The organism is Pseudoalteromonas umbrosa (assembly GCF_030125375.1).
Taxonomy (GTDB): domain Bacteria; phylum Pseudomonadota; class Gammaproteobacteria; order Enterobacterales; family Alteromonadaceae; genus Pseudoalteromonas; species Pseudoalteromonas umbrosa.
Genome location: NZ_JASJUU010000006.1, coordinates 161,613 through 185,333 on the forward strand (window position 1 = coordinate 161,613; position 23,721 = coordinate 185,333).

The 23,721-nt window shown below is 41.1% G+C and carries 18 protein-coding genes and 8 tRNA genes; 16 read left to right on the forward strand and 10 right to left on the reverse strand.

Going from position 1 to position 23,721, the window contains the following annotated elements:
* Positions 1–97 precede the first annotated feature (97 nt).
* Together QNM16_RS19140 and QNM16_RS19145 are read left to right on the forward strand one after the other, a co-directional pair.
* On the forward strand, positions 98–2,284 hold the full coding sequence (locus tag QNM16_RS19140; protein ID WP_284021941.1) for a TonB-dependent receptor: 2,187 nt from the start codon (positions 98–100) through the stop codon (positions 2,282–2,284).
* A gap of 154 nt (positions 2,285–2,438) precedes the next feature.
* Entirely contained in the window at positions 2,439–4,418 is a 1,980-nt protein-coding gene (locus QNM16_RS19145) for a UvrD-helicase domain-containing protein (RefSeq protein WP_284021942.1), read from the forward strand.
* 231 nt (positions 4,419–4,649) lie between these two features.
* Here the strand turns inward: QNM16_RS19145 and QNM16_RS19150 are convergent, their stop codons facing one another.
* The 3 genes from QNM16_RS19150 to QNM16_RS19160 all read right to left on the reverse strand — a co-directional run bounded on the left by QNM16_RS19150 (position 4,650) and on the right by QNM16_RS19160 (position 8,690).
* The gene (locus tag QNM16_RS19150; protein ID WP_284021943.1) at positions 4,650–4,835 is read right to left on the reverse strand and encodes a hypothetical protein; all 186 of its coding nucleotides are present in this window, start codon (positions 4,833–4,835) and stop codon (positions 4,650–4,652) included.
* Between the two features lie 224 nt (positions 4,836–5,059).
* The gene (locus tag QNM16_RS19155) at positions 5,060–7,579 is read right to left on the reverse strand and encodes a TonB-dependent receptor plug domain-containing protein (protein WP_284021944.1); all 2,520 of its coding nucleotides are present in this window, start codon (positions 7,577–7,579) and stop codon (positions 5,060–5,062) included.
* Between the two features lie 271 nt (positions 7,580–7,850).
* Positions 7,851–8,690 carry a LytR/AlgR family response regulator transcription factor gene (locus QNM16_RS19160; protein ID WP_284021945.1) on the reverse strand — a complete coding sequence of 280 codons (840 nt, stop codon included), beginning with the start codon at positions 8,688–8,690 and terminating at the stop codon, positions 7,851–7,853.
* A gap of 117 nt (positions 8,691–8,807) precedes the next feature.
* Here QNM16_RS19160 and QNM16_RS19165 point away from each other — a divergent pair, with 117 nt between their 5' ends.
* Positions 8,808–9,977: an acyltransferase family protein gene (locus QNM16_RS19165; RefSeq protein ID WP_284021946.1), complete on the forward strand. Its 1,170-nt coding sequence runs from the start codon at positions 8,808–8,810 to the stop codon at positions 9,975–9,977.
* A gap of 40 nt (positions 9,978–10,017) precedes the next feature.
* Here the strand turns inward: QNM16_RS19165 and QNM16_RS19170 are convergent, their stop codons facing one another.
* Together QNM16_RS19170 and queC are read right to left on the reverse strand one after the other, a co-directional pair.
* Positions 10,018–10,248, reverse strand: coding sequence for a hypothetical protein (locus tag QNM16_RS19170; protein WP_063360638.1), 231 nt, complete (start codon positions 10,246–10,248; stop codon positions 10,018–10,020).
* Positions 10,249–10,414: 166 nt separating this feature from the next.
* The gene (gene queC / locus QNM16_RS19175; RefSeq protein WP_284021947.1) at positions 10,415–11,071 is read right to left on the reverse strand and encodes a 7-cyano-7-deazaguanine synthase QueC; all 657 of its coding nucleotides are present in this window, start codon (positions 11,069–11,071) and stop codon (positions 10,415–10,417) included.
* A 146-nt stretch (positions 11,072–11,217) separates the two neighbouring features.
* On the opposite strand from queC, the gene queE reads away from it, so the two are divergent.
* Complete coding sequence (gene queE / locus QNM16_RS19180; protein WP_284021948.1) at positions 11,218–11,883, forward strand: 7-carboxy-7-deazaguanine synthase QueE; 666 nt, start codon at positions 11,218–11,220, stop codon at positions 11,881–11,883.
* Positions 11,884–11,949: 66 nt separating this feature from the next.
* On the opposite strand, the gene QNM16_RS19185 is transcribed toward queE, so the two are convergent.
* The 3 genes from QNM16_RS19185 to QNM16_RS19195 all read right to left on the reverse strand — a co-directional run bounded on the left by QNM16_RS19185 (position 11,950) and on the right by QNM16_RS19195 (position 16,576).
* The gene (locus QNM16_RS19185; protein ID WP_284021949.1) at positions 11,950–12,840 is read right to left on the reverse strand and encodes a substrate-binding periplasmic protein; all 891 of its coding nucleotides are present in this window, start codon (positions 12,838–12,840) and stop codon (positions 11,950–11,952) included.
* 289 nt (positions 12,841–13,129) lie between these two features.
* Positions 13,130–14,098 (reverse strand): cysteine synthase A, encoded by a 969-nt coding sequence (gene cysK, locus QNM16_RS19190; protein WP_039608758.1) that lies wholly within the window; start codon positions 14,096–14,098, stop codon positions 13,130–13,132.
* 177 nt (positions 14,099–14,275) lie between these two features.
* The gene (locus QNM16_RS19195; protein ID WP_284021950.1) at positions 14,276–16,576 is read right to left on the reverse strand and encodes a carbohydrate binding family 9 domain-containing protein; all 2,301 of its coding nucleotides are present in this window, start codon (positions 16,574–16,576) and stop codon (positions 14,276–14,278) included.
* Between the two features lie 199 nt (positions 16,577–16,775).
* Here QNM16_RS19195 and QNM16_RS19200 point away from each other — a divergent pair, with 199 nt between their 5' ends.
* From QNM16_RS19200 to QNM16_RS19255, 12 genes are all read left to right on the forward strand, one after another.
* Positions 16,776–17,924, forward strand: coding sequence for a dicarboxylate/amino acid:cation symporter (locus QNM16_RS19200; RefSeq protein ID WP_284021951.1), 1,149 nt, complete (start codon positions 16,776–16,778; stop codon positions 17,922–17,924).
* A gap of 139 nt (positions 17,925–18,063) precedes the next feature.
* Positions 18,064–18,714 (forward strand): UvrY/SirA/GacA family response regulator transcription factor, encoded by a 651-nt coding sequence (gene uvrY / locus QNM16_RS19205; protein ID WP_023398753.1) that lies wholly within the window; start codon positions 18,064–18,066, stop codon positions 18,712–18,714.
* A 14-nt stretch (positions 18,715–18,728) separates the two neighbouring features.
* The gene (uvrC, locus tag QNM16_RS19210) at positions 18,729–20,552 is read left to right on the forward strand and encodes an excinuclease ABC subunit UvrC (protein WP_284021952.1); all 1,824 of its coding nucleotides are present in this window, start codon (positions 18,729–18,731) and stop codon (positions 20,550–20,552) included.
* Between the two features lie 42 nt (positions 20,553–20,594).
* Positions 20,595–21,140 (forward strand): CDP-diacylglycerol--glycerol-3-phosphate 3-phosphatidyltransferase, encoded by a 546-nt coding sequence (pgsA, locus tag QNM16_RS19215; protein WP_284021953.1) that lies wholly within the window; start codon positions 20,595–20,597, stop codon positions 21,138–21,140.
* A 173-nt stretch (positions 21,141–21,313) separates the two neighbouring features.
* Positions 21,314–21,389 (forward strand) — tRNA-Gly (locus tag QNM16_RS19220).
* A gap of 19 nt (positions 21,390–21,408) precedes the next feature.
* A tRNA-Cys gene (locus QNM16_RS19225) sits at positions 21,409–21,482 on the forward strand.
* 38 nt (positions 21,483–21,520) lie between these two features.
* Positions 21,521–21,607: transfer RNA gene (locus QNM16_RS19230), tRNA-Leu, on the forward strand.
* An 8-nt stretch (positions 21,608–21,615) separates the two neighbouring features.
* A tRNA-Gly gene (locus QNM16_RS19235) sits at positions 21,616–21,691 on the forward strand.
* A gap of 35 nt (positions 21,692–21,726) precedes the next feature.
* Positions 21,727–21,813 (forward strand) — tRNA-Leu (locus tag QNM16_RS19240).
* Between the two features lie 19 nt (positions 21,814–21,832).
* Positions 21,833–21,908: transfer RNA gene (locus QNM16_RS19245), tRNA-Gly, on the forward strand.
* Positions 21,909–21,923: 15 nt separating this feature from the next.
* Positions 21,924–21,997: transfer RNA gene (locus QNM16_RS19250), tRNA-Cys, on the forward strand.
* Between the two features lie 37 nt (positions 21,998–22,034).
* Positions 22,035–22,121 (forward strand) — tRNA-Leu (locus tag QNM16_RS19255).
* Between the two features lie 218 nt (positions 22,122–22,339).
* Here the strand turns inward: QNM16_RS19255 and QNM16_RS19260 are convergent.
* Both QNM16_RS19260 and QNM16_RS19265 read right to left on the reverse strand, forming a co-directional pair.
* The gene (locus QNM16_RS19260) at positions 22,340–22,906 is read right to left on the reverse strand and encodes a hypothetical protein (protein WP_284021954.1); all 567 of its coding nucleotides are present in this window, start codon (positions 22,904–22,906) and stop codon (positions 22,340–22,342) included.
* Positions 22,903–23,706 carry a hypothetical protein gene (locus tag QNM16_RS19265; protein ID WP_284021955.1) on the reverse strand — a complete coding sequence of 268 codons (804 nt, stop codon included), beginning with the start codon at positions 23,704–23,706 and terminating at the stop codon, positions 22,903–22,905. The genes QNM16_RS19260 and QNM16_RS19265 overlap by 4 nt, the downstream gene beginning before the upstream one ends.
* Positions 23,707–23,721 lie beyond the last annotated feature (15 nt).

The window sequence follows — 23,721 nt, forward strand, 5'->3', positions numbered from 1 at the left end:
CGTATTACGCATCTTTTTTTATGTCTGCTTTTTACGCAGATATGAGCGAACAGCCTCCCTCAGGCTGAACACACACGGCGATTCCTTTGGAGATTTTATGACAACAGTTTTACCACGCGTTGGTCTATCTGCGCTAAGCGCTGCAATTTTAACAGCAGTGAGCTTACCTTCCTTTGCAGCTGAAGAAACTCAGGCTAAAAATACGACCTTTGAAAAAATAGAGGTAACAGCACGTAAACGTACTGAAAGCCTGTTTGAAACACCAACAGCGATCACCTCGATCGGCTCGGATGCTATTGAAAAAGGCAATATGAGTAATCTAGATGATATTGGTAAATTTGTTCCTAACCTGAATATTACCCGTTACGGTGTGGGTAACGCAGCCCATGCATCCGTATTTATCCGCGGAATAGGTCTTCAAGACCATGTTATTACGACAGATCCAGGCGTGGGTGTATATGTTGACGGTGTGTACTTAGGTCGTCAAATGGGATCGAACTTATCTTTACCGAACATTGAACGTGTTGAGGTATTACGTGGACCTCAAGGTACTTTGTATGGTCGCAATACGCTGGGTGGCGCGGTTAATATCATTACGAAAAAGCCGGGTAGTGAAGACATTGTGCGCGTTGAGTCAAAAGTAGGCTCTCGTGGCAGACTTGGTGGTGATATTTATACCAACCAAACGCTTAATGATGAGTGGAGCTTTGCAGCTAATGCATCTTACAAAGAGCGAGATGGTGTTGGTCATGCTGTTAATCTAGCAAACCCTGAAAAAGAAATCGGTGAAGAGCAAGAAATGAGTGGCCGTTTAGCTGTGAAGTGGCAGCCAAGCAGTGACTTTAGTCTGAATGTTGCCCTTGACGCGGTAGAGAATGAATCAGGTCAATCACCTTATACTATTGAAGTAACTGGTGGCCTTGATCCGAATGACCCGAATAATGGTGATTTTCCTTTGTTAAAGGCAAGCATGTTACCTGAGAACCCTGATGATTTAGGTTCAACGGTAGAAGGTATTGAAAGCACAGATTACTCAGGCTGGGGCGCTTCGGTCATTGCTGATTGGCAAGTTAATGACGAATATGCGGTTAAATTTATCACCAGTCAGCGTAGCTCTGATTATACGGGTGGCCTTGATGATGATGGTACGCCACTGCATTTATCTGAATTCCCTGAAGAAGGCGGTGCCGATCAGTTCTCAGTTGAGTTTCAGTTAAATGGTACATTTGATTCTTGGGACTTTGTATCTGGTTTGTACTACTTCAATGAAGATGGTTTCACAGCATCGGCACCTTATGTTTATAGCCCGTTCAATACACCGTCAGCACCGGGTTCTTTCCGTATTGAGCAAGAAACAGATTCTTATGCCGCTTATTTTAACGCAAGCTTTGATATTACTGAGCGATTAAGCTTAGGTGGTGGTTTGAGGTATTCTGAGGACTCTAAAGAGGCAAAAGCTGATTTTACGTACTTCGCAAAAAATGCAGAAGCTGAATTTGATGAAGTGACATGGGACGTGAATGCGGCATATCAATTAAATCGTGATATGAACGTATACGCACAAATTCAAAAAGGTTACCAAAGTGGTGGCTTCCCGCCGCGTCCATTTGGTGGGGCTGATGCATTTGTTTCATTCGATGAGACTAAGGCACTTAACTACGAAGTTGGTTTTAAAGGTCAGGTGCATGATCGTGTGTCTATGATGGTTGCTCTATTTGTCACTGATTACACTGACTTGGCATTGCCATTTAACGATCCGTCAAATGGGTTCAACACATATATTGAAAATGCGGGTGAATCACGTGCGCAAGGTATTGAGCTAGAGACAACAGTGGCTGTAACAGATGATTTCAGTATTCGCAGTTCAGTGGGTTATCTGGACTCAGAAATCACGCACGTTGATGATGGTGTTCAAGGTATTACAGTGGGGAACGCACCTGCATTGACTCCGCGTTGGACTGTTATGGTTGCGCCTTCCTACTTTATGGACCTTGACTCAGGTGCAACAGTAGCTGTTAACGCTAGTTACTCTTACCGTTCAGATATGCAAGGTCAATCAGTGAATAATCCAAATGAATTCATTGAGTCTCGCGAGCTGTTTGGGTTTAACATCTCTTATGCCAATAGCGAAGGTGATACAGAAGTTACTTTATACGGGGAAAACGTATTCAACGAAGTCTATGACGTTGGTCGTTTACAACAAGCTGGCTTCGTTGGCGTTATGCGCAGTAATGACCGCAGCGAGTTTGGTCTTAAGTTTAGAAAAGACTTTTGGCTAGATTAAGGAACTTATAAGAGGCCAGCTTCTGCTGGCCTTTTGCTGTTTGGGCAAAAGTGCGGTGTTACTCTTTATTTGTTCAATGGCATTGAATAATCAATGACAGTCCTCTTAGATTCCCCTAAACTCTGACTTATATTCAGCTTCTTCAGTAGATTTAATGCAGTTTACAGTTCATACATTATCACGACTCATGGATGGGATCAGTGCCATGTCGATTTCCACCAAAGGCATCGTGATTGAGACTAAATCGGTAAAAAAACTGTACACTTGGCAAATTCAATCTCAGCCTCCAGCTATTTTGCTCGGTAAAATTACACCTAAAATTCAAGTTTTTACACCAGAGTCTAGCTTTAAAATACGGATCCAAGGATGTGATTTAGATGCAGCACAATTTGAATTACAAAAACTCTGGTTAAGCTCTCACGTTAATAAGTTGACGCAAAGCATCGCTAAACTTGAGTCGTTATTGGAAAAACGTTATTTGTCTCACGGCTTATTGCTTACAGCGCAAAAAATGACATCAGAGTTGGCAGGTTACTGGTTGAATTGGTCGCTAGACAAACGTTTTGAAAGACATCTCGCTCAAACTCGCTTCACTTTAGAAGAAGTACACACATGGCAGCAGCAAGATATAGATGAGTTTAGAGAAGCCTATATAAAAAAGCAGCTGCGTGATTATGAAGGCTACTTTGATTCAGTCGCATCCAAGCCATTGACCATGGCTCAGCGCAGAGCGTGTGTGGTTGTTGATGAAAGACAGTTGTTACTCGCTGGTGCTGGTACGGGAAAAACCAGTGTGATGATCGCAAAAGTGGGTTATTTACTGAACGCTAAACTGGCTAACAGCGAACAAATATTAATGCTCGCTTATGGCAAAGACGCAGCCGATGAAATGCAGCAAAGGCTTAAAAATGCCTATTTTTCTGCTACTTGCCGCACGTTTCACAGTCTAGGAACGTATATTTTAGGTAAAGTGGAAGGAAAGCCGCCGACCCTTTCTCAGTTGTGTCATAACGAAAAAAAGAAGCTGCAATTTATCCACGATACATTGGTGTCTCTTTGCCAAGACCGCGCTTATAAGCAACGATTATTGCAGTTATTGAGGGCGCACTTTGAATATAAGAAAAATGAGAGCGAGGTGGATTTTTCTGCAAGCTCTGTGGTGCGACTGGTTAAGCAGTTTAGTGATCTTATAAGTTTGTATAAGCAGGCTTCTAGCCTTGGCAGCCTACAAAATTTAGAAACAGAATTTGAAGATTTGCTCAGTGTATTTCGCCCTGTTATCACGGAATATCAACTGTATCTTAATAATGAACAGACGATTGATTATGATGACATGATTAATCGTGCGACTAAATATGTCAAAGAGGGACGTTTCAAGAGTCCTTGGGTGCATATCTTGGTCGATGAATTTCAGGATATTTCTTTAGTCAGGGCTGAGTTGGTCAAGGCGTTGTTAGGACAGCATACACGAAGTCATTTATTTGCTGTTGGAGATGACTGGCAGTCGATTTATCGTTTCAATGGAGCAGATCTTGGGCTGACTACAAACTTTACGCATCACTTTGGCTCTTCTACAGTCATGCAATTGGATAAAACGTTTCGCTACGGTCAAGACTTACTCGATTTGGCCAGTCATTTTGTGTGCCAAAACCCGCAGCAAATTGTCAAACAAGTCCGTGCGCAGAGTGTTCCCGATGTGCCTTCTGTGGTGATCACACCAGAAATGTCGGCGAACGCTTATACTTTAGTGATTAAGCAAATAGCAATGCGGCATTCGGGGCATACATCGGTCATGATCCTTGCTCGCTACCATAAGCAGCTTCCTTCTAAAGAAGAGCTTATGTTGTTAAATGATCAGTATGCACAGCTTGATATTATTGCCATGACATTTCATGCGGCGAAGGGCAAAGAAGCTGACTTTACCATTCTAACAGGATTAGATAAAAGCTCTGTGCCAGCAGTGCGTCAAAAGGACCAAATTATTGAAGCATTTCTTCCCATGCTAGAGGCCTACCCAAATGCTGAGGAGCGACGTTTATTTTATGTGGCTTTAACCCGTGCAAAACGCCAAGCCTATATTATGTCTCCTAGTGAACCGAGCGTTTTTATTAAAGAGTTGGAATCTCAATTTTAAAACTTCGCTTAAACTCCGTATTTATTTGCAAGGTATAAAACACATAAGCGGTGACGTTTTACTCTTTAAGCCTTTATAAAATACTCAGTACTTATTTAATATTTAAGCGCATTTATTAATTATAGACAGTAAGTGATTTTTTTAGGTAATTAAAAAACCGCGCTTTCCGCGGTTTTTAGTTATGTTGCACAGTAGAGTTCAATTAGTGCACGTAATTAAACATATTTAAATTTAGCAGTCGTGAGAGTAAATTTCACAAGGTCTGCCTGGACCTCGTTGTGTCCAGCACACGCCAACAGTATTGCATAAGTCTGTATCGCCAAAACCTGCGCCTACTTTAGGTGTTGCAGCTTTTGGTAGCGTATTGATATCTGAAGTGAGCTTTTTAATACTCTTCTTATTTAATTTTAAGTTCACGATTAGTTTCCTTCTATATTATTTAAATTTTTATGGTTTGTGGGGTAGAACAGACTTCCATAGGTAAAAATTTACCCCAATATTTTGATAACATATTTTAAACAGAAAAATCAAGTATGATTTTTAGACAAAGTACTGGTGTGGTGACTAGAAACTTTGGGGGAAGTTATTATACTGGGTTGGTGATTTGTCGCCAGCAGGTGATACTGGCGACAAAAAGCATATTAAAAATTAAATGATGCTTTTGCGTATACAAATCGACCATCGGTGTTGTACGCAGAAAACGCTGAATATGGGAAAATTTGGTTGAAGTTACTAAAACCAATGTTGCCAACAGTATCTTGCGGGTATTGGTCAAATAAGTTATTCGCACCAACAGCAATACGCCATTGCTGGGTCATTTGATAAGCGACTTCTAAGTCTGTTATCCATTTTGCATCTAGCACTTCATCTTTTTCTACCGTACTTGATGAATCTGTTGTTTCACCATAGCGGGTTGCCTTTAAAGTAGCTGTCCAATCTTGGTATTGCCACGTGACTACGAGGTTGAGCTTATCTTTTGGCGTACCATCTTCGAAGCGTGCAATTTCTCTGCGAGCGAAATACTGGTACTCATCACCCAATGCAGCAAGTTCAGCAGGGTTGTCTTTAACATGCGTCACTTCTGTATCGTTAAGATTCAAAGCCGCACTTAAGCTCAGTTCACCTAAGGTACTTAAGTCAAAGCTATAAGTTGCTACAATGTCGACACCTTGTGTGCGGGAATCAATGGCATTTGTAAAGTATCTTACACGCTGCACATTATGCTCACCCGCACTTTTCAAAATGTCTTCAACAGCATCACCGCTTAAGTTTTCTGATAATACAATGCGGTCGTCAATATCAATTCGATATGCATCGACAGTAAAGCTGAAAGCATCATGAGTATAAATAAAACCAGCTGTGAAATTGATTGACTCTTCTGCATCGAGTGCTTTTGCCCCCAGTGCTTGCGCAGCTGGTGTGTCTACAGGAAATAGGCCCACTTCATTTGGTATGCCATTTTCGAATACAGTACTGACGGACTTATATGTTGATTGCGCAAGTGATGGGGCTCTAAATCCTGTGCTAATCGCACCTCTAAATGACAAGGCGTCATTAAACTCATAACGCGTGGCAAGTTTACCAGTCAATGTAGAGCCAAAATCGCTGTAATCTTCGAAGCGTGCTGCAGCAACAAGGTTCCATTTTGCCGTTAAATAGGTATCTAGCTCTGTGAATACAGCAATGTTGTGACGAGATTCATCAACCGCACTGGCTGGTGAAAAGCCGGCCATAACTTGTGCGCCGCCTGCGGCAACAGGGATACCTTGCGCATCTAAAACAGTGAGGTAAGAGGCCTCTTCACCGACTTTAATTTGGTATGACTCATTGCGATATTCAGCACCGACAGTAATGAATACTTCCTCATATAAACCTAAATCAATACTGTTTTTAGCATCAAAGTTCAGCGTTAATTGATCATAGACTAAGTCACCATTGTCAAAGTCTGTTGGGCTTTTTGCACCCATTGATGTATTTAAGCTGTTAGTGACACCAAAGCTAAATTGGCTACGGCCGTAGTTAAAACTACTGTCTAAGTCCCAACCTGCGGTATGAGATGTGATACCCGCTGCAACAGCAAAGTCGTCTACTTGCGTAGTGATCTGTGGTAAAAATCCATTAGGGTATATTTCAACAACGTTTCTGCCATCTTGTGGGCGACGGAAGAAGCCGCCTGAGTTACCTTCACGTTCTGAGTAGCTACCAAAAGAGTATAGCGATAATGTATCGCTAAGGTCATATCCTGCGTTATAAAAGAAAGCGACATCTTCTATATCCGCTTTACCAAACCTGTGGTTATATCGCTCGGCATCAAATTCTCTAGGGTCAAAATTACCCGCATCGTCTTTGGCATATTGTGCTCGTGGGTCAAATCCTGAACGGTTAGAAGGCGCTTTGTTACGCATCTCAGCACTTAAATGGACAAATCCATTATTACCAAGAGGCAGGCCGACATTTCCACTTAAGGTACCTGTATTACCGTCGCTGATGCGGCGATCTTCACCAAGCTCGAATGCTAGCTCGCCATCATCACCTTGATATACGCGCTCTAACTGTTTTGCCCCTGCCATTTGGGTGTCATATTTACCATAGGTAAAGTTGAGTGAACCGCCTTCGTCAGCATCTTTTAAGACTATATTAATGACACCGGCAATCGCATCTGAGCCATATTGTGCTGCTGCGCCATCTCTCAGTACTTCAATTCTTTTAATCGCCGCAGTTGGGATCATATTTAAATCAACAGCAGAGGAGCCTCGGCCCACAGTACCATTTAAATTTAACAGGGCACTTGAGTGACGACGCTTACCATTAACTAGTACGAGGGTGTGATCTGGTGCCAAACCTCTTAAAACAGCTGGGCGGGCATGATCTGTGCCATCTGCTAGTTGTGAATTAGGGAAGTTAAAGCTAGGAATAAGTGTGGTCAATACTTGGCTTAATTCAAGCTGACCAGAGCTGTTAATTTCATCTAAGCTGATGATATCTACGGGTACCGTGCTTTCAGCTATGCTGCGTAAGCTTCGTCTGGTACCTGTGACTTCGATGACTTCTGGTTTTAGCTCAGGAGACTGGCTTGATGATGCGTGTGCCTTAAATGTGAAAGCAGGTGCAGAAGCTAATATCAGGCTGACTGACGCTGCCAAGAAGCTTGGTTTTAACATTGTATATCCTAGCGAGTTGATTTCGGTATTCTGAGAAGCTCAATGAATGAGACTAATTCTTTATAGAGGAGGGGATACTAAAGAGTAATTTATGCGTCGTTAAATTCATTTTTGTTATAGTTTATAACTTCTAACTTTTGGCTATTTTATTAGAAAGATAGTGCTACTACCTGGTTGCAAATAATTAATAAAATTAAATGGTTTGGCGTGTTTTGTGGTTAATTTTAACATTTACAATCTTGTTTATATTTGGAATACCATATTATTTTCTCTACAGAGATGCTTTGTATATTTTTCTAAAGTCTTCTTTATATCGCCTTGATAAATTAATTTCATCCCCTGAAGTTAAGGTGATCACGCCATCGCCACTCGATGTATAGCGCACTGACCTTATGGCTTGGTCATTGATGGCGAAACTGCGATGAACACGCGTCACATGACTATGTTCTAATTCAGAGCATAGTCGGTTTAGTGTGTGTCTCAATGGGTAAACTCGGCCTCGGCTATGTAAATTAACGTAGTTACCACATGCTTCATACCACTGGATGTCGGCTACTTTGACTTGGTATTCGCTACCTTGTTTTTTAACAATAAATTGCGTGATTGGGGCAGGGGATTCTTGGTGTTCAAGCGCTTTGAGTTGTGTGCTAATTATCCACTTTGCGCAGTGGTAGCAGGCAAGGATACTAATGTAAGTAAGTACATCCTTACGCCACTCATAAATAAATTCAGTGGAGTAATTTCCAAAGTCATAGCTTCTTCCAATCAAGGTGTATACGCCGTGTCGGCATAAGACCATAAGCAGCACATGACAGATAGAAAACAAAAAAGAGGCACTGATGTGAATAGTGATCTGCTTCAAAATCCCAGTCGCACGAGGCGGAAATCGCTTAAAAACAATAAATAGAGCAGGCAGTAACAAGAATAAAGATAGGGCGCTTGAATATTGCCATACAAAGGGCTCCCAAAGTTGGATGACTGGTGTTCCACTTCTATTGTGTTCTGTCCAAGTTGAAAATGCATTGATGGTGTTATTAATCAAAACGTAGAGCACAATGGCTGCATAGCCACACCAAGTTGTATGTTGCTTTATGATTTTTGTTATCCACATCTCAACTTATCCCTAATTTCCACCGCTCATCACTATATTCATGTATTTCAATAAGCTAGGTGATTTACTTGGGGCATTATTTAAACATATAAACACCTTAATGTAATCGGAGGATGTGTGATTGAGTCGAATTTTTCTCGGCAGTGGTATCTAGATTGGGTAAGAGTATGGGCGTTTGCAATACTCATTTTATATCACGTCGGGATGTACTATGTAGAAGGGTGGGCGTTTCATATTAAAAGCGCGGACACTTCAGTGTTGTTACAAGATTTGATGTTGTTAACTAACCCTTGGCGTATGTCTTTATTGTTTTTTATTTCGGGGGTTGTATTTGCTTACTGCGAACGGAAGATGTCGGCATGGGCTCTTTTTAAGGCGAAATTTTTCCGCTTGTTTATACCGCTGGTATTTTCCATGTATATCGTGGTTGCGCCGCAACTGTATCTAGAAGCGTCTGGCAAGGGCCTGATAGACATGACATTCATTGAATTTTGGTTCGCTTATATCAATCCCAATACGATGCTGTTACCTGAATATCAATCTATCATCGGATTATTAACATGGAATCACCTGTGGTTTTTAGCTTATTTGTGGACATATTGTGTCTGTTTGTTGCTGATCTTTAAACTGCTTCCCGTTCACCATGTATTTCATTCATGTCTGAAACGATTATCGCCAGCGTTTGCATTTGTGCTTGCAGTCAGCTTTATTTTTTATGTCTGGTTCAGTTTGCGAGCTAATTACCCTTCAACACATGCATTGGTTGATGACTGGTATAACCATAGCAAGTACTTTTTCGCCTTCTTTTCTGGGTATTGCTTTGCGTTATTGCCACGATTTAAAGCGAGCGTGATTGCGCAGCGCCATACTTTATTGATACTCGCCATAGTGGGATATAGCTTTATTATTATGGATAAGCACGGGGTTTTATATGGACTCGCGCAACACTTCGATACGAGCATATGGGTAAAGAGCTTGTATGGCGTGATATTCAGTATCAATGACTGGGCTTGGATATTGATGTTGATTGGCTATGGGGCCAAGCATTTGGATAAGTCTAGCAATAAGCTGGAGTATGCAACTGGGGCTATTTTACCTTGGTATATATTACATCAAACGCTGATTATGGTTGTTGCTGCTTGGCTTAAGCCCTATGGTATATCAATCCTTTGGGAAGGAATATTGGTTGTTTTGTTCACTGTGACGGGGTGCTATGTGGGATATGAGATAATTAAGCGCTCAGGTCCAGTTAAACTACTTTTTGGTCTACCGAGTTTATCTAAATAGATTTTCATATCGCCAGTGACATTGCTGGCGATATGCAAATTCATAAGCTTTTGATTTTTTTGTCTACTTGGTAGCCTTCGTCCGTTACGATCCTTTCAAGGACAGCAACACGATCTTTTAAATGTGCGAGTTCAGTTTTGAGCTGATCGCTCTCTTGTTTGTTAATCCCGCTTTGTTTTTTAGCTTGTAAGTACTTGCCGTATAGGTCGCTTATCACGCCAAATCCGACACTAACAAGCACGATTAAAAACACCATAGTTGTACCAGACATAAGCCCAATCTCCTTAACTTGAATTGTCTTAATCATAGCCGATATTTGTGTTGAGTATAGTGACAAGTGTCAGATTAAATGTAAGAGAAAATGAAAGGTTGAAGCGAGGGAAATGGGAGGCTTTGCTATACCCTGCGTATTTAGGGCATAGCAAAATCAGTATGCTTTACTCGTAAGAGAGCGGATCTGTGGCATTATTGAGCTCAAATGCTTCTAAGCGTTCTTGGCATGCACCGCATTTACCACAAGCTTTTTCACGGCCATTGTAACAGGTCCATGTATTGCTATAGTCTAATCCCATGTTTAAGCCATCAGTTAAGATATCAATTTTAGTGTTGTTTAAATATGGGCAAACGATTTCCACTTCATCGTAGTTTGCAATACGGCACACATCATCCATCTTTTTCACAAATTCCGGTCTACAGTCTGGATAGATGGCGTGGTCGCCTGAATGAGCACCATAAAAAACTTTATTAGCTTTTAAAGATACCGCATAGCCCACTGCCAAAGACAGTAAGATCATATTGCGATTAGGCACTATTGTGCTTTTCATACTTTCTTCTTCGTAGTGACCTTCTGGCACTTCGATGTCATCGGTTAGCGATGACCCTGCAAGAAGTTGGTTGATTGCAGATATATCAACAATTTTATGTGCTACGTTTAAACTGTCACAGACATTTTTAGCGACTTCAAGCTCTTTGACATGTCGTTGTCCATAATTAAAAGACAGCGCATAGACTTCATGACCCTCTTGTAGGGCTTTGTTTAGCACGGTGTAAGAATCCATACCACCAGAATAGATAACAACGACTTTTTCGCTCATAAGAGATACCTCGGATAAATGCCTCAGGTTTTGCCTCGATTTTAATAGAGGTTTGCTTCAGGGCGCGATATACTACACGGCCGCTGAAAAAATGACAATTTTAGCAGGTTATTTTCGCAAAATATATTGAGTAGTTTGGAGCTGTTTTGTACAAGATTAATGAAGTTTTTGAAACCATCCAAGGTGAAGCAAGCTTTACGGGCACCCCTTCTATTTTTGTTCGCTTACAAGGTTGCCCAGTGGGCTGTGCTTGGTGTGATACAAAGCAGACATGGGATGTGAACCCCACATATTTGGTAAGCTTGGAAAAAACGGTTGAGAAAAAAGCAGACTCAGAATGGTGGGCGAATGCTACACCGCAAGAGATAATTACTCAATTTGAAGAGCGTGGCTATACAGCAAAGCATATTGTGATCACCGGCGGTGAACCTTGTATGTATGACTTGAATGAACTGTGTAACTTACTGCATGATGCAGGTTATACCACTCAGGTAGAGACCAGTGGTACATTTGAGGTATTGGTACCGAAAGAAACTTGGGTGACGGTTTCTCCGAAAATTAATATGCGTGGCGGGTATGACGTATTGACGTCAGCGATGCAAAGAGCGGATGAGATAAAACACCCAGTTGCCATGCAAAAACACATTGATGAACTAGAAGCCTTGTTTGAGCAAACAGGGGTGACACCTAAACTGATTTACTTGCAGCCGATAAGTCAAAAAGCCAAAGCAACTAAATTGGCTATAGACACGTGCGTCAAGAAAAACTGGCGTTTATCAATTCAAGTGCACAAGTATATCGGGATCAACTAACGACTACACATCAGGCAAAGCTGGTGTACAGAGTGTATTTAAAAGCGGTGAAATACCGCTTTTTGCTTAATAACATTCAGAACTTCCCATCTCGATTATTCGTTCGGTTTCTCCGCTGTTATTAAAAATATATAAGCCTTTATTAATATCGTTGAGTACTTGGCGCCAATTGCCTTTCTTTTTACTCAAGGCAAAAAATAGATTGTTGTAGCGCAACGCAGGTTCAACATCTTCTAGTGCACGTAACAGGGTGACCTTTTCTGATTTAGAAAGGTTTGAATAACTTACAGTAAAGCGCAAGACTTTAGGGTCCCCAATGATCAGATCAACCCGCTTGCCTACCAATAGCTTAACCAGTTGTAGGTCATCCACGGCTTTGACAATCACAAATTCACCATTGTCCATCATAGCGTCAAATTCAGGTGTATTTTGATAGCCTCTCACCACACCTATGGTAGTCCCTTTTAGATCATTGAGATTCCCTTTAAACTTGTCGCGCTCGCCACGGCGTTTAATAAAGCCTATCTCTCCACCAGGGTATGCATTCGATAATGCCAGTAGCTCTCTTCTGGTCTTATTTGGAAAGTTATCAGAGGGGGAAGCATCTTCGATGAAGTATTCTGGGAACAAAATATCTGCTTGTCCAGACTCGACAGCCTTGACTGCTCTGGCCCATGGTAAAAACTCGACATAAACAGGGTACCCTTGGTCAATTAATAAAGCGACGGTAAACTGAAACACCCAACCTTTATTACATAGCTGATCCCCAATATAAGGTGGCCAGTCTAGCGTGACCAGATGAAGCTGCTCTTTTGTTGAGTTTTTACTGAATAAATAGCCGTTTTTAAATGCCTCTCCAGCAATCATTTGGTATTGCCCAGACTTAAAGAAGCCGACTTGTAAATTTGCATTCACAAGCGTTGAAAACAGAATCGAAAAGCCGAAAATTAAGCTCATTACTAACTTCATTTGACTAACCCTATTCATATACACTGCGTTTTCTATTTAAGTATCTGCGTCGAGAGTGAGTAAGTCGACTAAAACATATTTTGAACAAAGCTTTATGACGTTACTGATTTAGATGGCTAATAACGTAATTACTTCTCAAAGCAAGGTCATAGAATAAGAATCGCAGATATGTGTATTATTTATTTACTTAGTCTAGTCAGGATCTTGATAAAGGTGAAAGAGAATGTGGTGAGAGTAAAAGACCAGCGAGTTGCTGGCCTTTTGATTTATTTTTTGCTTACTGAACTAGTTCTTGCTCGCTGAACTCATCAGCAAACATTGGGCTAGATAGGTAACGTTCAGTTGCACTAGGTAGAATCACGACGATGTTCTTATCAGCATTTTCAGGTCTTTCTGCGATACGCTTTGCAGCAACAACTGCAGCACCAGAAGAAATGCCTACTAGGATACCTTCGTCTTTCATTAATTGGTGTGCCATCGCGATTGCGTCTTCATTAGATACTTGCTCGGCGCCATCAATTAATTCTAAATCTAGGTTTCCAGGGATGAAGCCTGCACCGATACCTTGGATTTTGTGAGGACCAGGTTTTACTTCTTCTCCAGCAAGTGTTTGAGAAATCACAGGAGAGTCACTTGGCTCTACAGCAATAGATTTAACATCAAGGCCTTTTTCAGTTTTTAGGAAACGACTCACACCGGAAATAGTACCACCAGTGCCCACGCCTGCTACGAAGTAATCGATGTTACCTTCTAGTGCATCAAAGATTTCAGGACCTGTTGTTTCGAAGTGGATTTTCGGGTTAGCTGGGTTTTCAAACTGTTGTAAAAGTACGTACTTTTCAGGGTCGCTTGCTAAGATTTCGTTCGCTTTTTCAATTGCGCCTTTCATACCTTTAGCACCTTCAGTCAGTACTAAATTTGCGCCTAATGCTTTTAATAGCTTACGACGCTCAAGGCTCATTGTATTTGGCATAGTTAATGTAAGTTTGTAACCGCGAGATGCAGCAACAAAAGCCAGCGCAATACCTGTATTACCAGAAGTCGGCTCGATTAGTTCTTTACCTTCACCAAGTAAACCTTGTTTTTCAGCTTCCCAAATCATAGAAGCGCCGATACGGCATTTAACGCTGAAGCTTGGGTTGCGTGACTCAACTTTTGCGTACACGTTACCGCCAGTAACACGGTTAAGTTTAACGATTGGTGTTTGGCCTATTGCTAGGCTGTTATCTGAAAATACTTTAGACATAATGTTCCCTTGAAATGAGCTTAGGACTATTCGTAATATTTAATATAGCCACACTTTACTGGTCATATAGCAAAACAAGAAGTAAAGAATGGCTATAAGATATATTAAAAAAGCTTATAGCTATAATGAATAAAAAACAAACTATTAATTACCATGAGGAATTAAGAGTTTGGCAATTTAACGCAGCCACGCATAGCTGAATTTGGCAAAGAAGGTTTTACTGTCTTTGGTGATATTACTTAGGTCATCATCTTTATAGCCGCTGTCAGAGTAGCCAACAAATAGCACAGTTTCTGGGTTGAGCTTATATGCATATAATAATTGTGTGCTTAGCTTTTTGTATTGGCTATCAACATCGTCGATATACTTTTGCTGATTGCGTTCTATATCTAGATTGATCAAGGCTAATCTCACATAGCTGTTGATACCAAATTGATAAGTAAATCTTGCATCAGATAAATTCGCTGTGTAGACATTGTCGCCTTCATGCTCTAATCGCTCATAGGTGTGGCGTAACTTGACTTCAAAATGGCGGCCTAAACTGAAGTCGAGTGTAGGCTTGACAATATATCTCTGACCTAAGCGGTTATTCGCAATATCTAATTTATTACCAGTGTTGAGTGTTAGGCCTGCAAATACACCTGCTTTGGGCTTCATTTCTAAATACATCCACTGAAAGTTTTCGGTAAACATATCTGTATTGCCATCGATATTGAGCAGTGATTCGTCATGACGCTGGCCAGTACGTTTTCTGTGGTCAAATCCAAATTGAATGGTACTTTGCAGTGGACCTTGTACCTTGAAATTAGACTGTACTTCTTTTTCTAGTAGCTCGCCATCTTCGTTATGAGTGATATCCCAATCACTATACCAATTTGCTCGGTTCCACCAATTGCTCTCGTCTCCATACCAGCGATACTCAAATCCGGTCACGAATTTATTGAAGTCCACTTGAGAAACAAAGCCTAAGTCAGCACGCATCGCACTGTCGTAGTTGCGGTAGGAGCCAAATGCTCGCCAGTGTTTACGGTTGTGCTCATAGCTGGCGTAGTAACCAGTACCTCTTTGCTCGCCTTGGTTTTGGACACGTAAAACACTTTCGTTAATATCGCAGGAGTCGATAGGGTCATCATCACATAGCTCATTTATAAAGTGTTGGTCATATTGCGTATCAGTGCCAACGGCCTGTAACTTAATGGTATCGTGTTTGGTAGGGCGATACTTAGCGTCAATACTTACAAGTTGATTTTGGTAGTCTTCGCTTTGTCTTAACGTGCTGGTGGCACCGACCGAGAGTTCATCTCCCTTATCGTAGCGATATCTAAAAGCAGCGTTTTCACTTTTTTGCTCAAGAGATACGATGCTTGAGCCAAGGTTGCCAGGTATCAACACGTGTGTTGCATCATCATTGGCAATAAAACCAGCAAACGTATGTCCGCTTTTGCTACTGGTGGCCTTTATCCCATAGTCTGGCGCAGATACGTTACGTGTATGGACTAAGTTGAGATGTGACGAGAAATAGTCACTGTTTTCTAAGAAAAACGCACGCTTTTCAGGGAAGAATAAACTAAAACTATTATTGATGCTCAGTTGTCCAGTATCAGCTTCGACTTGAGAAAAATCAGGATTGAGCGTTAAATTTAACGTGGTGTCGGGGGTGACAGCCCACTTAACATCCAATCCGGGGTCATAACTTGTTTCACTCTCAAAGTCAGGGACAATTGCGCCATCAATATCACGAGTTTGAGTGTGTGTGACAGCGAGCGCTGGTGTAATAGTGAGATTGCTATTTTGTTTTGCAGAAGCAAAGCCACTCACCGCTGGCATCTGGCATATCCAACAACTGTTGTTGTGATCTAGCTGCATATTGGAAATTCTCAGGCGCTCACTTCTTGGTAAAAAGCGCAAAAACTCCATCGCCATTGTTTTCCTTCCTGGTGAATCATTGAAGTTGAGAACGCGTAGCGGGATCTTCACCTCCACGCGGTAACCATCTTCTACAATCATTCCTTTACTTGACCATATACCATGCCATGATGCGTTATCGTTCTTGGTTAGCTCATTTTCAATTGAGTCCATCTGGACGCCAAGGGGATTAATAAAAAATTGATACGCATTTTGACGGTTATTCAATGAGTCTATTTTTATGCCAACTAAATCGTCATTCCAAATTTTATCTCTATCCCTGTAATGGGCTCTAATTTCTTCTGGTTTTGCATCTTTGGCAATAAAAGCGATATAGAGTGCCTCGCCATTTTCATATACGTATGCGGTTGTTGATACTGGACTTGGTGTGTTGTCATGAGGCCAAGTGACATTGTTTATTGTAATTTCTTTTGCTGATTGCCAAACTGGCTCATTGATTTCTCCGTCAATGGAAGCGGATTGTGCGATATAAGGTATGTCAATGACTTGTGGTGCTGCTGCAATATTAAACGACAACAGCAAAGCACATGTAAGACTGGTACTTCTAAACATGATAGGTGATTTTTTTCGCAGAAACTTTAGGGCGTTAATTTAATAATAATAGTATAAAAGCAACAATTCATTATCGTTGAATAGCGTTAATATCAGGTGAAATCAAGTGAACACACTGAACTTAAAGTATCGTATTTGTATACCTATGAGGTAAAAGCTGGTAAAAAGGGGTTTGGTTTAAATGTAGATCGGGCAAACTATGTCTCTAATAATAAAACTCATCGCCGGTATCCTAGGCGGTATCTTGGCAGGTTTGTACTTGCCTTTGGGTCTGACTGAGCTGCTATATACAGCAAAAGTGATTATAGGCCAGCTAATTAGCTTTACAATTCCTTTGATTATCTTATTTTTTATCGCTTCTGGTATTGCCGGTTTACCTAAAACATCTGGGCACCTTTTGGGTAAGACGGTGGGTTTTGCATATAGTTCTACGGTAATTGCCGGTACGCTTGCTGTATTACTCGTATTATTTGCCACTGGTTTCTTTGAAGGCAGCATCGTCTATGAAGCCTCTAAAGGCGCTGAACTGAAAGGGTATATTCAGTTAGAAATTCCACCAATTATGAGTGTAATGACTGCATTAGCAGCTGCGTTTATTTTTGGTATTGGAATTAGTCAATTAAACTTAGGCCAATTGAAAGATGTAGTCGATCAAGGTCGAGATGTGATTGATGCTTTGTTGGCTAAAGTAATAATTCCTGCATTACCGTTTTATATTGCAGGTGTATTTGCTGAAATGGCTGTTGCTGGCACGGTTGTTGATACACTTAGTACATTCGGTGTGGTATTAGTGGCTGCAGTTGGTATGCATTGGCTATGGCTAACAACATTGTTTATTGTAACTGGTCTTATGTTGAAACGAAGCCCGTTAGAATTGGTCAAAAATATGCTGCCAGCATACTTTACTGCAATTGGTACCATGTCCAGTGCAGCAACTATTCCGGTTTCATTGAGAGCGAGTAAAGCAAATGGTGTATCAGAAGAAGTTGCAAACTTTTCTGTTCCCTTATGTGCTACAATTCATTTATCTGGTTCAACGATAACTATTGTGACATGTGCCATGGCGGTAATGTTTTTATCACCAACGATGGTAATTCCATCATTATTGGAAATGTTGCCGTTCATATTTATGCTTGGGGTTGTTATGATTGCGGCGCCTGGTGCACCTGGTGGGGCGGTGATGTCTGCGCTAGGTTTGCTGACGTCGATGCTTGGTTTTGATGAAAGTGCGATTGCACTGATGATTGCACTTTATCTTGCACAAGACAGCTTCGGTACTGCCTGTAATGTAACGGGTGATGGTGTGATTGCACTGTGGGTTAACCGGTTCTCTGAAAAAGCAGAGTAGTCAACTGAAAATCTAGTAATATAGTCTTATATTGATAGGTTGGCTTAATGTAACAGATTATGCTTTGCGGAATTATATGTTAATCTCGCAAAGCATATCGAATAGATTTTTTACCAAGGGCTAGCGTGAGGATGTTCCATTGATTAACGTACTTTTAGTTGATGATCATGAACTTGTAAGGACTGGGATCAAGCGTATCTTAGATGATGTACGTGGTTTCAAGGTGGTCGGAGAGGCTAAAACTGGGGAAGAAGCGGTTACTTTTTGCCGCCAAAATGAACCTGATATCGTATTAATGGACATGAATATGCCTGGGATCGGTGGTTTAGAAGCGACTAAGAAAATCTGTCGTTATTGCCCTGATGTAAAGGTGATTGTACTTACCGTGCACTGTGAAGACCCATTTCCAAGCAAAGTGATGCAAATAGGCGCACATGGATATTTAACAAAAAGCGCGGGTCCTGACGAAATGATCAATGCAATCCGTTCAGTCAATTCAGGTCAGCGTTACATTGCGCCTGAAATCGCACAGCAAATAGCATTGGCACAGTTTAGCGGTAAAGTGGATGAAAACCCATTCCAGTCGTTGTCTGACCGAGAGTTGCAAATCATGTTGATGATAACTAAAGGTGAGAAAGCGCAAGACATTGCTGAGCGATTGAACTTGAGTTCTAAAACAGTGAACAGTTATCGCTACCGAATGTTTGAAAAATTGGACGTTAGCGGTGATGTAGAGCTGACTCATTTAGCAATTCGTCATAAAATGATTGATATTGATAGTTCTCGATAATCAAATTCATTTGAATGGCAGATTTTGACCACAAATCGTTTTTAAAAACATTGTCTACTGAGCCTGGTGTTTATCGTATGTATGATAAAGAACACCAGGTGATTTATGTTGGTAAAGCTAAAAACTTAAAAAAGAGAGTAAGCAGTTACTTTCGCATTAATATCCCTGATAGTAAAACCCGTGTTTTAGTAAGTAACATTTATAATATTGAGGTTACACTTACAAATACTGAAACCGAAGCGCTCTTACTCGAAAATAACTTAATTAAAAAATATCAACCTAGATACAATATCCTACTCCGCGATGATAAATCGTACCCTTATATTCTTCTTACAGATCATAAACACCCTAGGATTGCATTTCATCGTGGTGCTCGTAAACAAAAAGGGGAGTATTTCGGACCTTTTCCTAGCAGCGCAGCGGTATCTGAAAGCCTGCGCTTAATGCAAAAAATCTTTCCTGTTCGTCAATGTGAAGATGCTTATTATCGAGCTCGAAGCAGGCCTTGCTTGCAATATCAACTAAAACGTTGCTCAGCACCGTGCGTTGATAAAGTCTCGCATGGTGAATATGCCGAGCAAGTCGATTTAGTAAGGCAGTTTTTGAGCGGCAAGTCACATTTAGTTATAGAGTCTTTAGTGAGCAAAATGGAAAGTGCGAGTATGGCGCTCAACTTTGAGGCGGCCGCTAAGTATCGAGACCAGATAGCGCTGCTAAGACAAATGCAGGAACAACAATCTGTTGCTGGTAATTTTGCAGAAATGGATGTGATTGGTTTTGCACAGCGTAATGGCTTGTCTGCAATCCACATGCTGATGATCCGAGACCATAAAATTTTAGGCAGTAAAACGTATTTTCCAAAGGTACCAAAGGACTCATCAGAAGATGAAATCTTAACCTCTTTTGTGGGACAGTATTATGTGTCTAACGGTTCTAATGCACGAATTGCAAATGACATCGTGTTGCCATTTGAGTTGTCTGAGCAAAAAGAGCTGACAGAGGCGCTTACACAGCTTGCGCAACGTAAGGTGCATGTAAGATCAAATGTTCGTGCTGAGCGAGCTAATTATTTAGCACTGGCAACAAAAAATGCCATGAATAGTATTATGGTGAAGCAAAGCACACAAGATGCTGTCAGTAAGCGCTATGCTTTGCTGAAGGAAGCTGTCGGTTTAGTAGATATTACTCGTATGGAATGTTTCGACATCAGTCATACGATGGGGGAAAATACTGTTGCATCATGTGTTGTATTTGATGCCCAAGGACCCAATACAAAAGAGTATCGCCGTTATAATGTTTCTGGAATTACACCGGGGGATGATTATGCAGCAATGGACTTTGCATTGAATAAGCGTTATTCAAAAGTCACAGATGAGTCTAAAGTACCTGACATTATCTTTATTGACGGAGGAAAAGGGCAGTTGGCAAGAGCTGAAGCATTTTTTGAGCATTGGCAATTAGAAAAGATGCCAATGCTAATCGGCGTTGCCAAAGGGACTAGTCGTAAACCAGGGTTGGAAACATTATTGTTTGACGCAGGTCGCAAGACAATAAACTTAGAAAGTGATTCACCCGCACTGCATTTAATTCAGCATATTCGGGATGAGTCGCATCGCTTTGCGATTGCCGGACATCGCAATAAAAGGCAAAAGCAGCGTACTCAGTCTGTATTAGAAGAAATAGGTGGAGTAGGTAATAAGCGTCGTCAAGCGTTATTGAAGTATTTAGGAGGGTTACAGGGCGTTAAATCTGCAAATATACAACAATTGGGGCAAGTACCCGGGATCAGTCCGCAGTTGGCTGAAAAGATATTTAACCATTTGCATGACAAAGCTTGATACTTCATGCGAACATATAAAAAAAGAATTCTTTAAGTAGTTATGTGGAATATTCCAAACACACTAACAACATTTAGGTTGTTTCTCATCCCTGTTTTTGCTGTGGTATTTTACTTGCCGTATTCATGGGCGTTTTTTGCTGCCGCATTTATTTTTTGGTTGGCTTCGGTCACGGATATTTTAGATGGTTATCTTGCACGTAAATTAAATCAGTCTACGCCATTTGGGGCGTTCTTGGATCCAGTTGCTGATAAAGTAATGGTAAGCGTTGCGCTAGTAATGATTGCAGCCCATTATCAAAACGTATGGATCACATTTGCTGCAGTTGTAATTATTAGCCGTGAAATTGTTATATCAGCACTTCGAGAATGGATGGCTGGTCTTGGTAAACGAGCGAGCGTTGCCGTTTCTTCTTTGGGTAAATTTAAAACTGCAGCCCAGATGCTGGCAATTATTGGCTTAATTTGGCAGTTTTCACCGTGGATGTTGATGCTTAGTTATATTCTTTTAGCTACCGCGACTTTATTGACCATAGTGTCTATGCTGCAATATTTGATTGCTGCTAAGGGTGAATTGCTCAAATCTTAATTGATATTGAGCAATTACAGTACGGTTTAGATAAAAAATAAGCAAACAGTTAAAAACATTCATTTTTTATATTGACGCAATCAAGAAGTTCTGTAGAATGCGTCCGTGTTGAGAGACAACAGTCATCAAAACGAAATGTAGCTAAAGCACTTTAAGTTGCTTAAGTTTATGTTGCGAGTATAGCTCAGCTGGTAGAGCGCGACCTTGCCAAGGTCGAGGTCACGAGTTCGAACCTCGTTACTCGCTCCAAATTTGATGCTGATTGAATGGCGGAATGGCAGAGTGGCCATGCAGCGGATTGCAAATCCGTCTACCTCGGTTCGACTCCGGGTTCCGCCTCCATTTTCTCAATATAATCCACATGCGAAAGCAAACCCGATGCCCGGGTGGTGGAATTGGTAGACACAAGGGATTTAAAATCCCTCGCTGGTAACAGCGTGCCGGTTCAAGTCCGGCCCCGGGCACCATTTATTGTGCGAGTATAGCTCAGCTGGTAGAGCGCGACCTTGCCAAGGTCGAGGTCACGAGTTCGAACCTCGTTACTCGCTCCAACTTTATATTAAGGTTGGCTTTTGCAAAACCCGATGCCCGGGTGGTGGAATTGGTAGACACAAGGGATTTAAAATCCCTCGCTGGTAACAGCGTGCCGGTTCAAGTCCGGCCCCGGGCACCACTTACTTGTAAGTGTAAATGCGAGTATAGCTCAGCTGGTAGAGCGCGACCTTGCCAAGGTCGAGGTCACGAGTTCGAACCTCGTTACTCGCTCCAACTCTTTTAGAGTTTGGCGGAATGGCAGAGTGGCCATGCAGCGGATTGCAAATCCGTCTACCTCGGTTCGACTCCGGGTTCCGCCTCCATTTACTTCCACAGTTTCTACATAAGTAGACATCCGATGCCCGGGTGGTGGAATTGGTAGACACAAGGGATTTAAAATCCCTCGCTGGTAACAGCGTGCCGGTTCAAGTCCGGCCCCGGGCACCATTTTATTCTTCACGATTACAAACACCCTTTTTAAGAAGCTATCACCCTTTTTCTGGTTATATAAACGTTAGGTTTTATTTTTATCAAGGGCATAGCGTAAAACGTGAATAATCAACGGGTGAGACCCCGTTGATTCGTTAATTCACAGCCAATAGAAGTAATTTACTAAATTTATATTTGAGTCAGTATAATTTTAAACGGTTACCTAACAGTCCTTTTTAGTTAGGCAATGAAAAAAATTCCAACATGAGCTTAAAGTGTCCTGAACCAAAGTATTCACTTGAAATGATTTTGCCATGGCCGCTTACACAGTCGCCTTCGAATGAATGCACAAGTTCCCCTTCCATAACAACTTGTCTGCTATTTTTTGCCCAGTAAATTCTAATGCCTTGTTTGGTCCCTCTAAATGTATCAAAGTAGTCATTGAACTCACGTTCTTTACCTTTCAGGGGGTTTAATTCAAAGTCTACATTTTCACTCAGATCTTGCTCATATGAGCTAAAGACCGCCAGTTGGAAAGTATCATTGATAATGGTATCAAAATCCCACCATGGTTTATCTGATGTCTTTAATTCTGGGCTCGCAGCTAATAGCGGCACTTCAAAATCTAAATTCTGAGTGATTTTTTGTGTTGATTTTTGCTGATTATAGATTCGCTCAATAATTGCGACCTCTTGTGGAGTGAGTTCTTGCTCTTGCGCATTTTCAAACTCCGTAATTGATTTTGCAATGAGGTGATCTTCAAGCGACTCTAATACCTTGTCTGTGATCTTAACCTTATTCATACCGATATCGTCTCATTAAATTTATTGCTGTGAGTGAGAAAGTATATGTCGAAGTCAACCTGCGGATTGCTTCCTATCTCTAGGCTCAAACCGGATTCTTCGACTCGTTTTGATAGTTTACTAACAAACCTTGAAATATAAGTGATAGCGGCATTACCTTTGAAGCCATGGCGCTCTCCCAGTTGTTTCTGTGTAAGTGCATTTTGTCGAAAAGACAGTGAGAAAAAGTCATAAAATAATGCTTGTTTTTGTTTGTCTTCTTCTTGCGCGATCGTTTCCAATAAAAGGTTGATAAATAATCGAGCATTCTTGTCCATCTTTGTAATTTGGTCAGGTGAGGGTTGATCACTTGGCATTAATTCATAAATATTACTACTTGACCCATCTGAGCAATTATTACTTTCGTATAAGTGAATAATTTGTACCGAGCGAGCCTCTTCAGGTGCTTTGGCCTGTTCCGAGGCTGACTTTTTTCGATACGTTACGTTACTCCCCATATCCAAATAGACGCTTTCAAAAGCACGATATGTATAAGCTTTTAAAACATGGTTAAAGTCACTTTGTGCATTGAGTTTTTGTGTGTTTTTTTCAGACTCTAAACTATGGTTAGACTCTTGCTTTGTCGCTTTTATCACTTTTAACAATGTCTCTTGAACAAGTGCTTCGGTGTCAATTCTGTGATCAGTAATCGACTTTTTTCGAAGTAAAAACTTAATAAATTTATATGCTTCTTGTACGGCTTGTTTGTTATCAAACCACATCCATACCCCCTTTGATTGTTGCTGTATCCTTTCTATCATTCGATTCTTTAACTT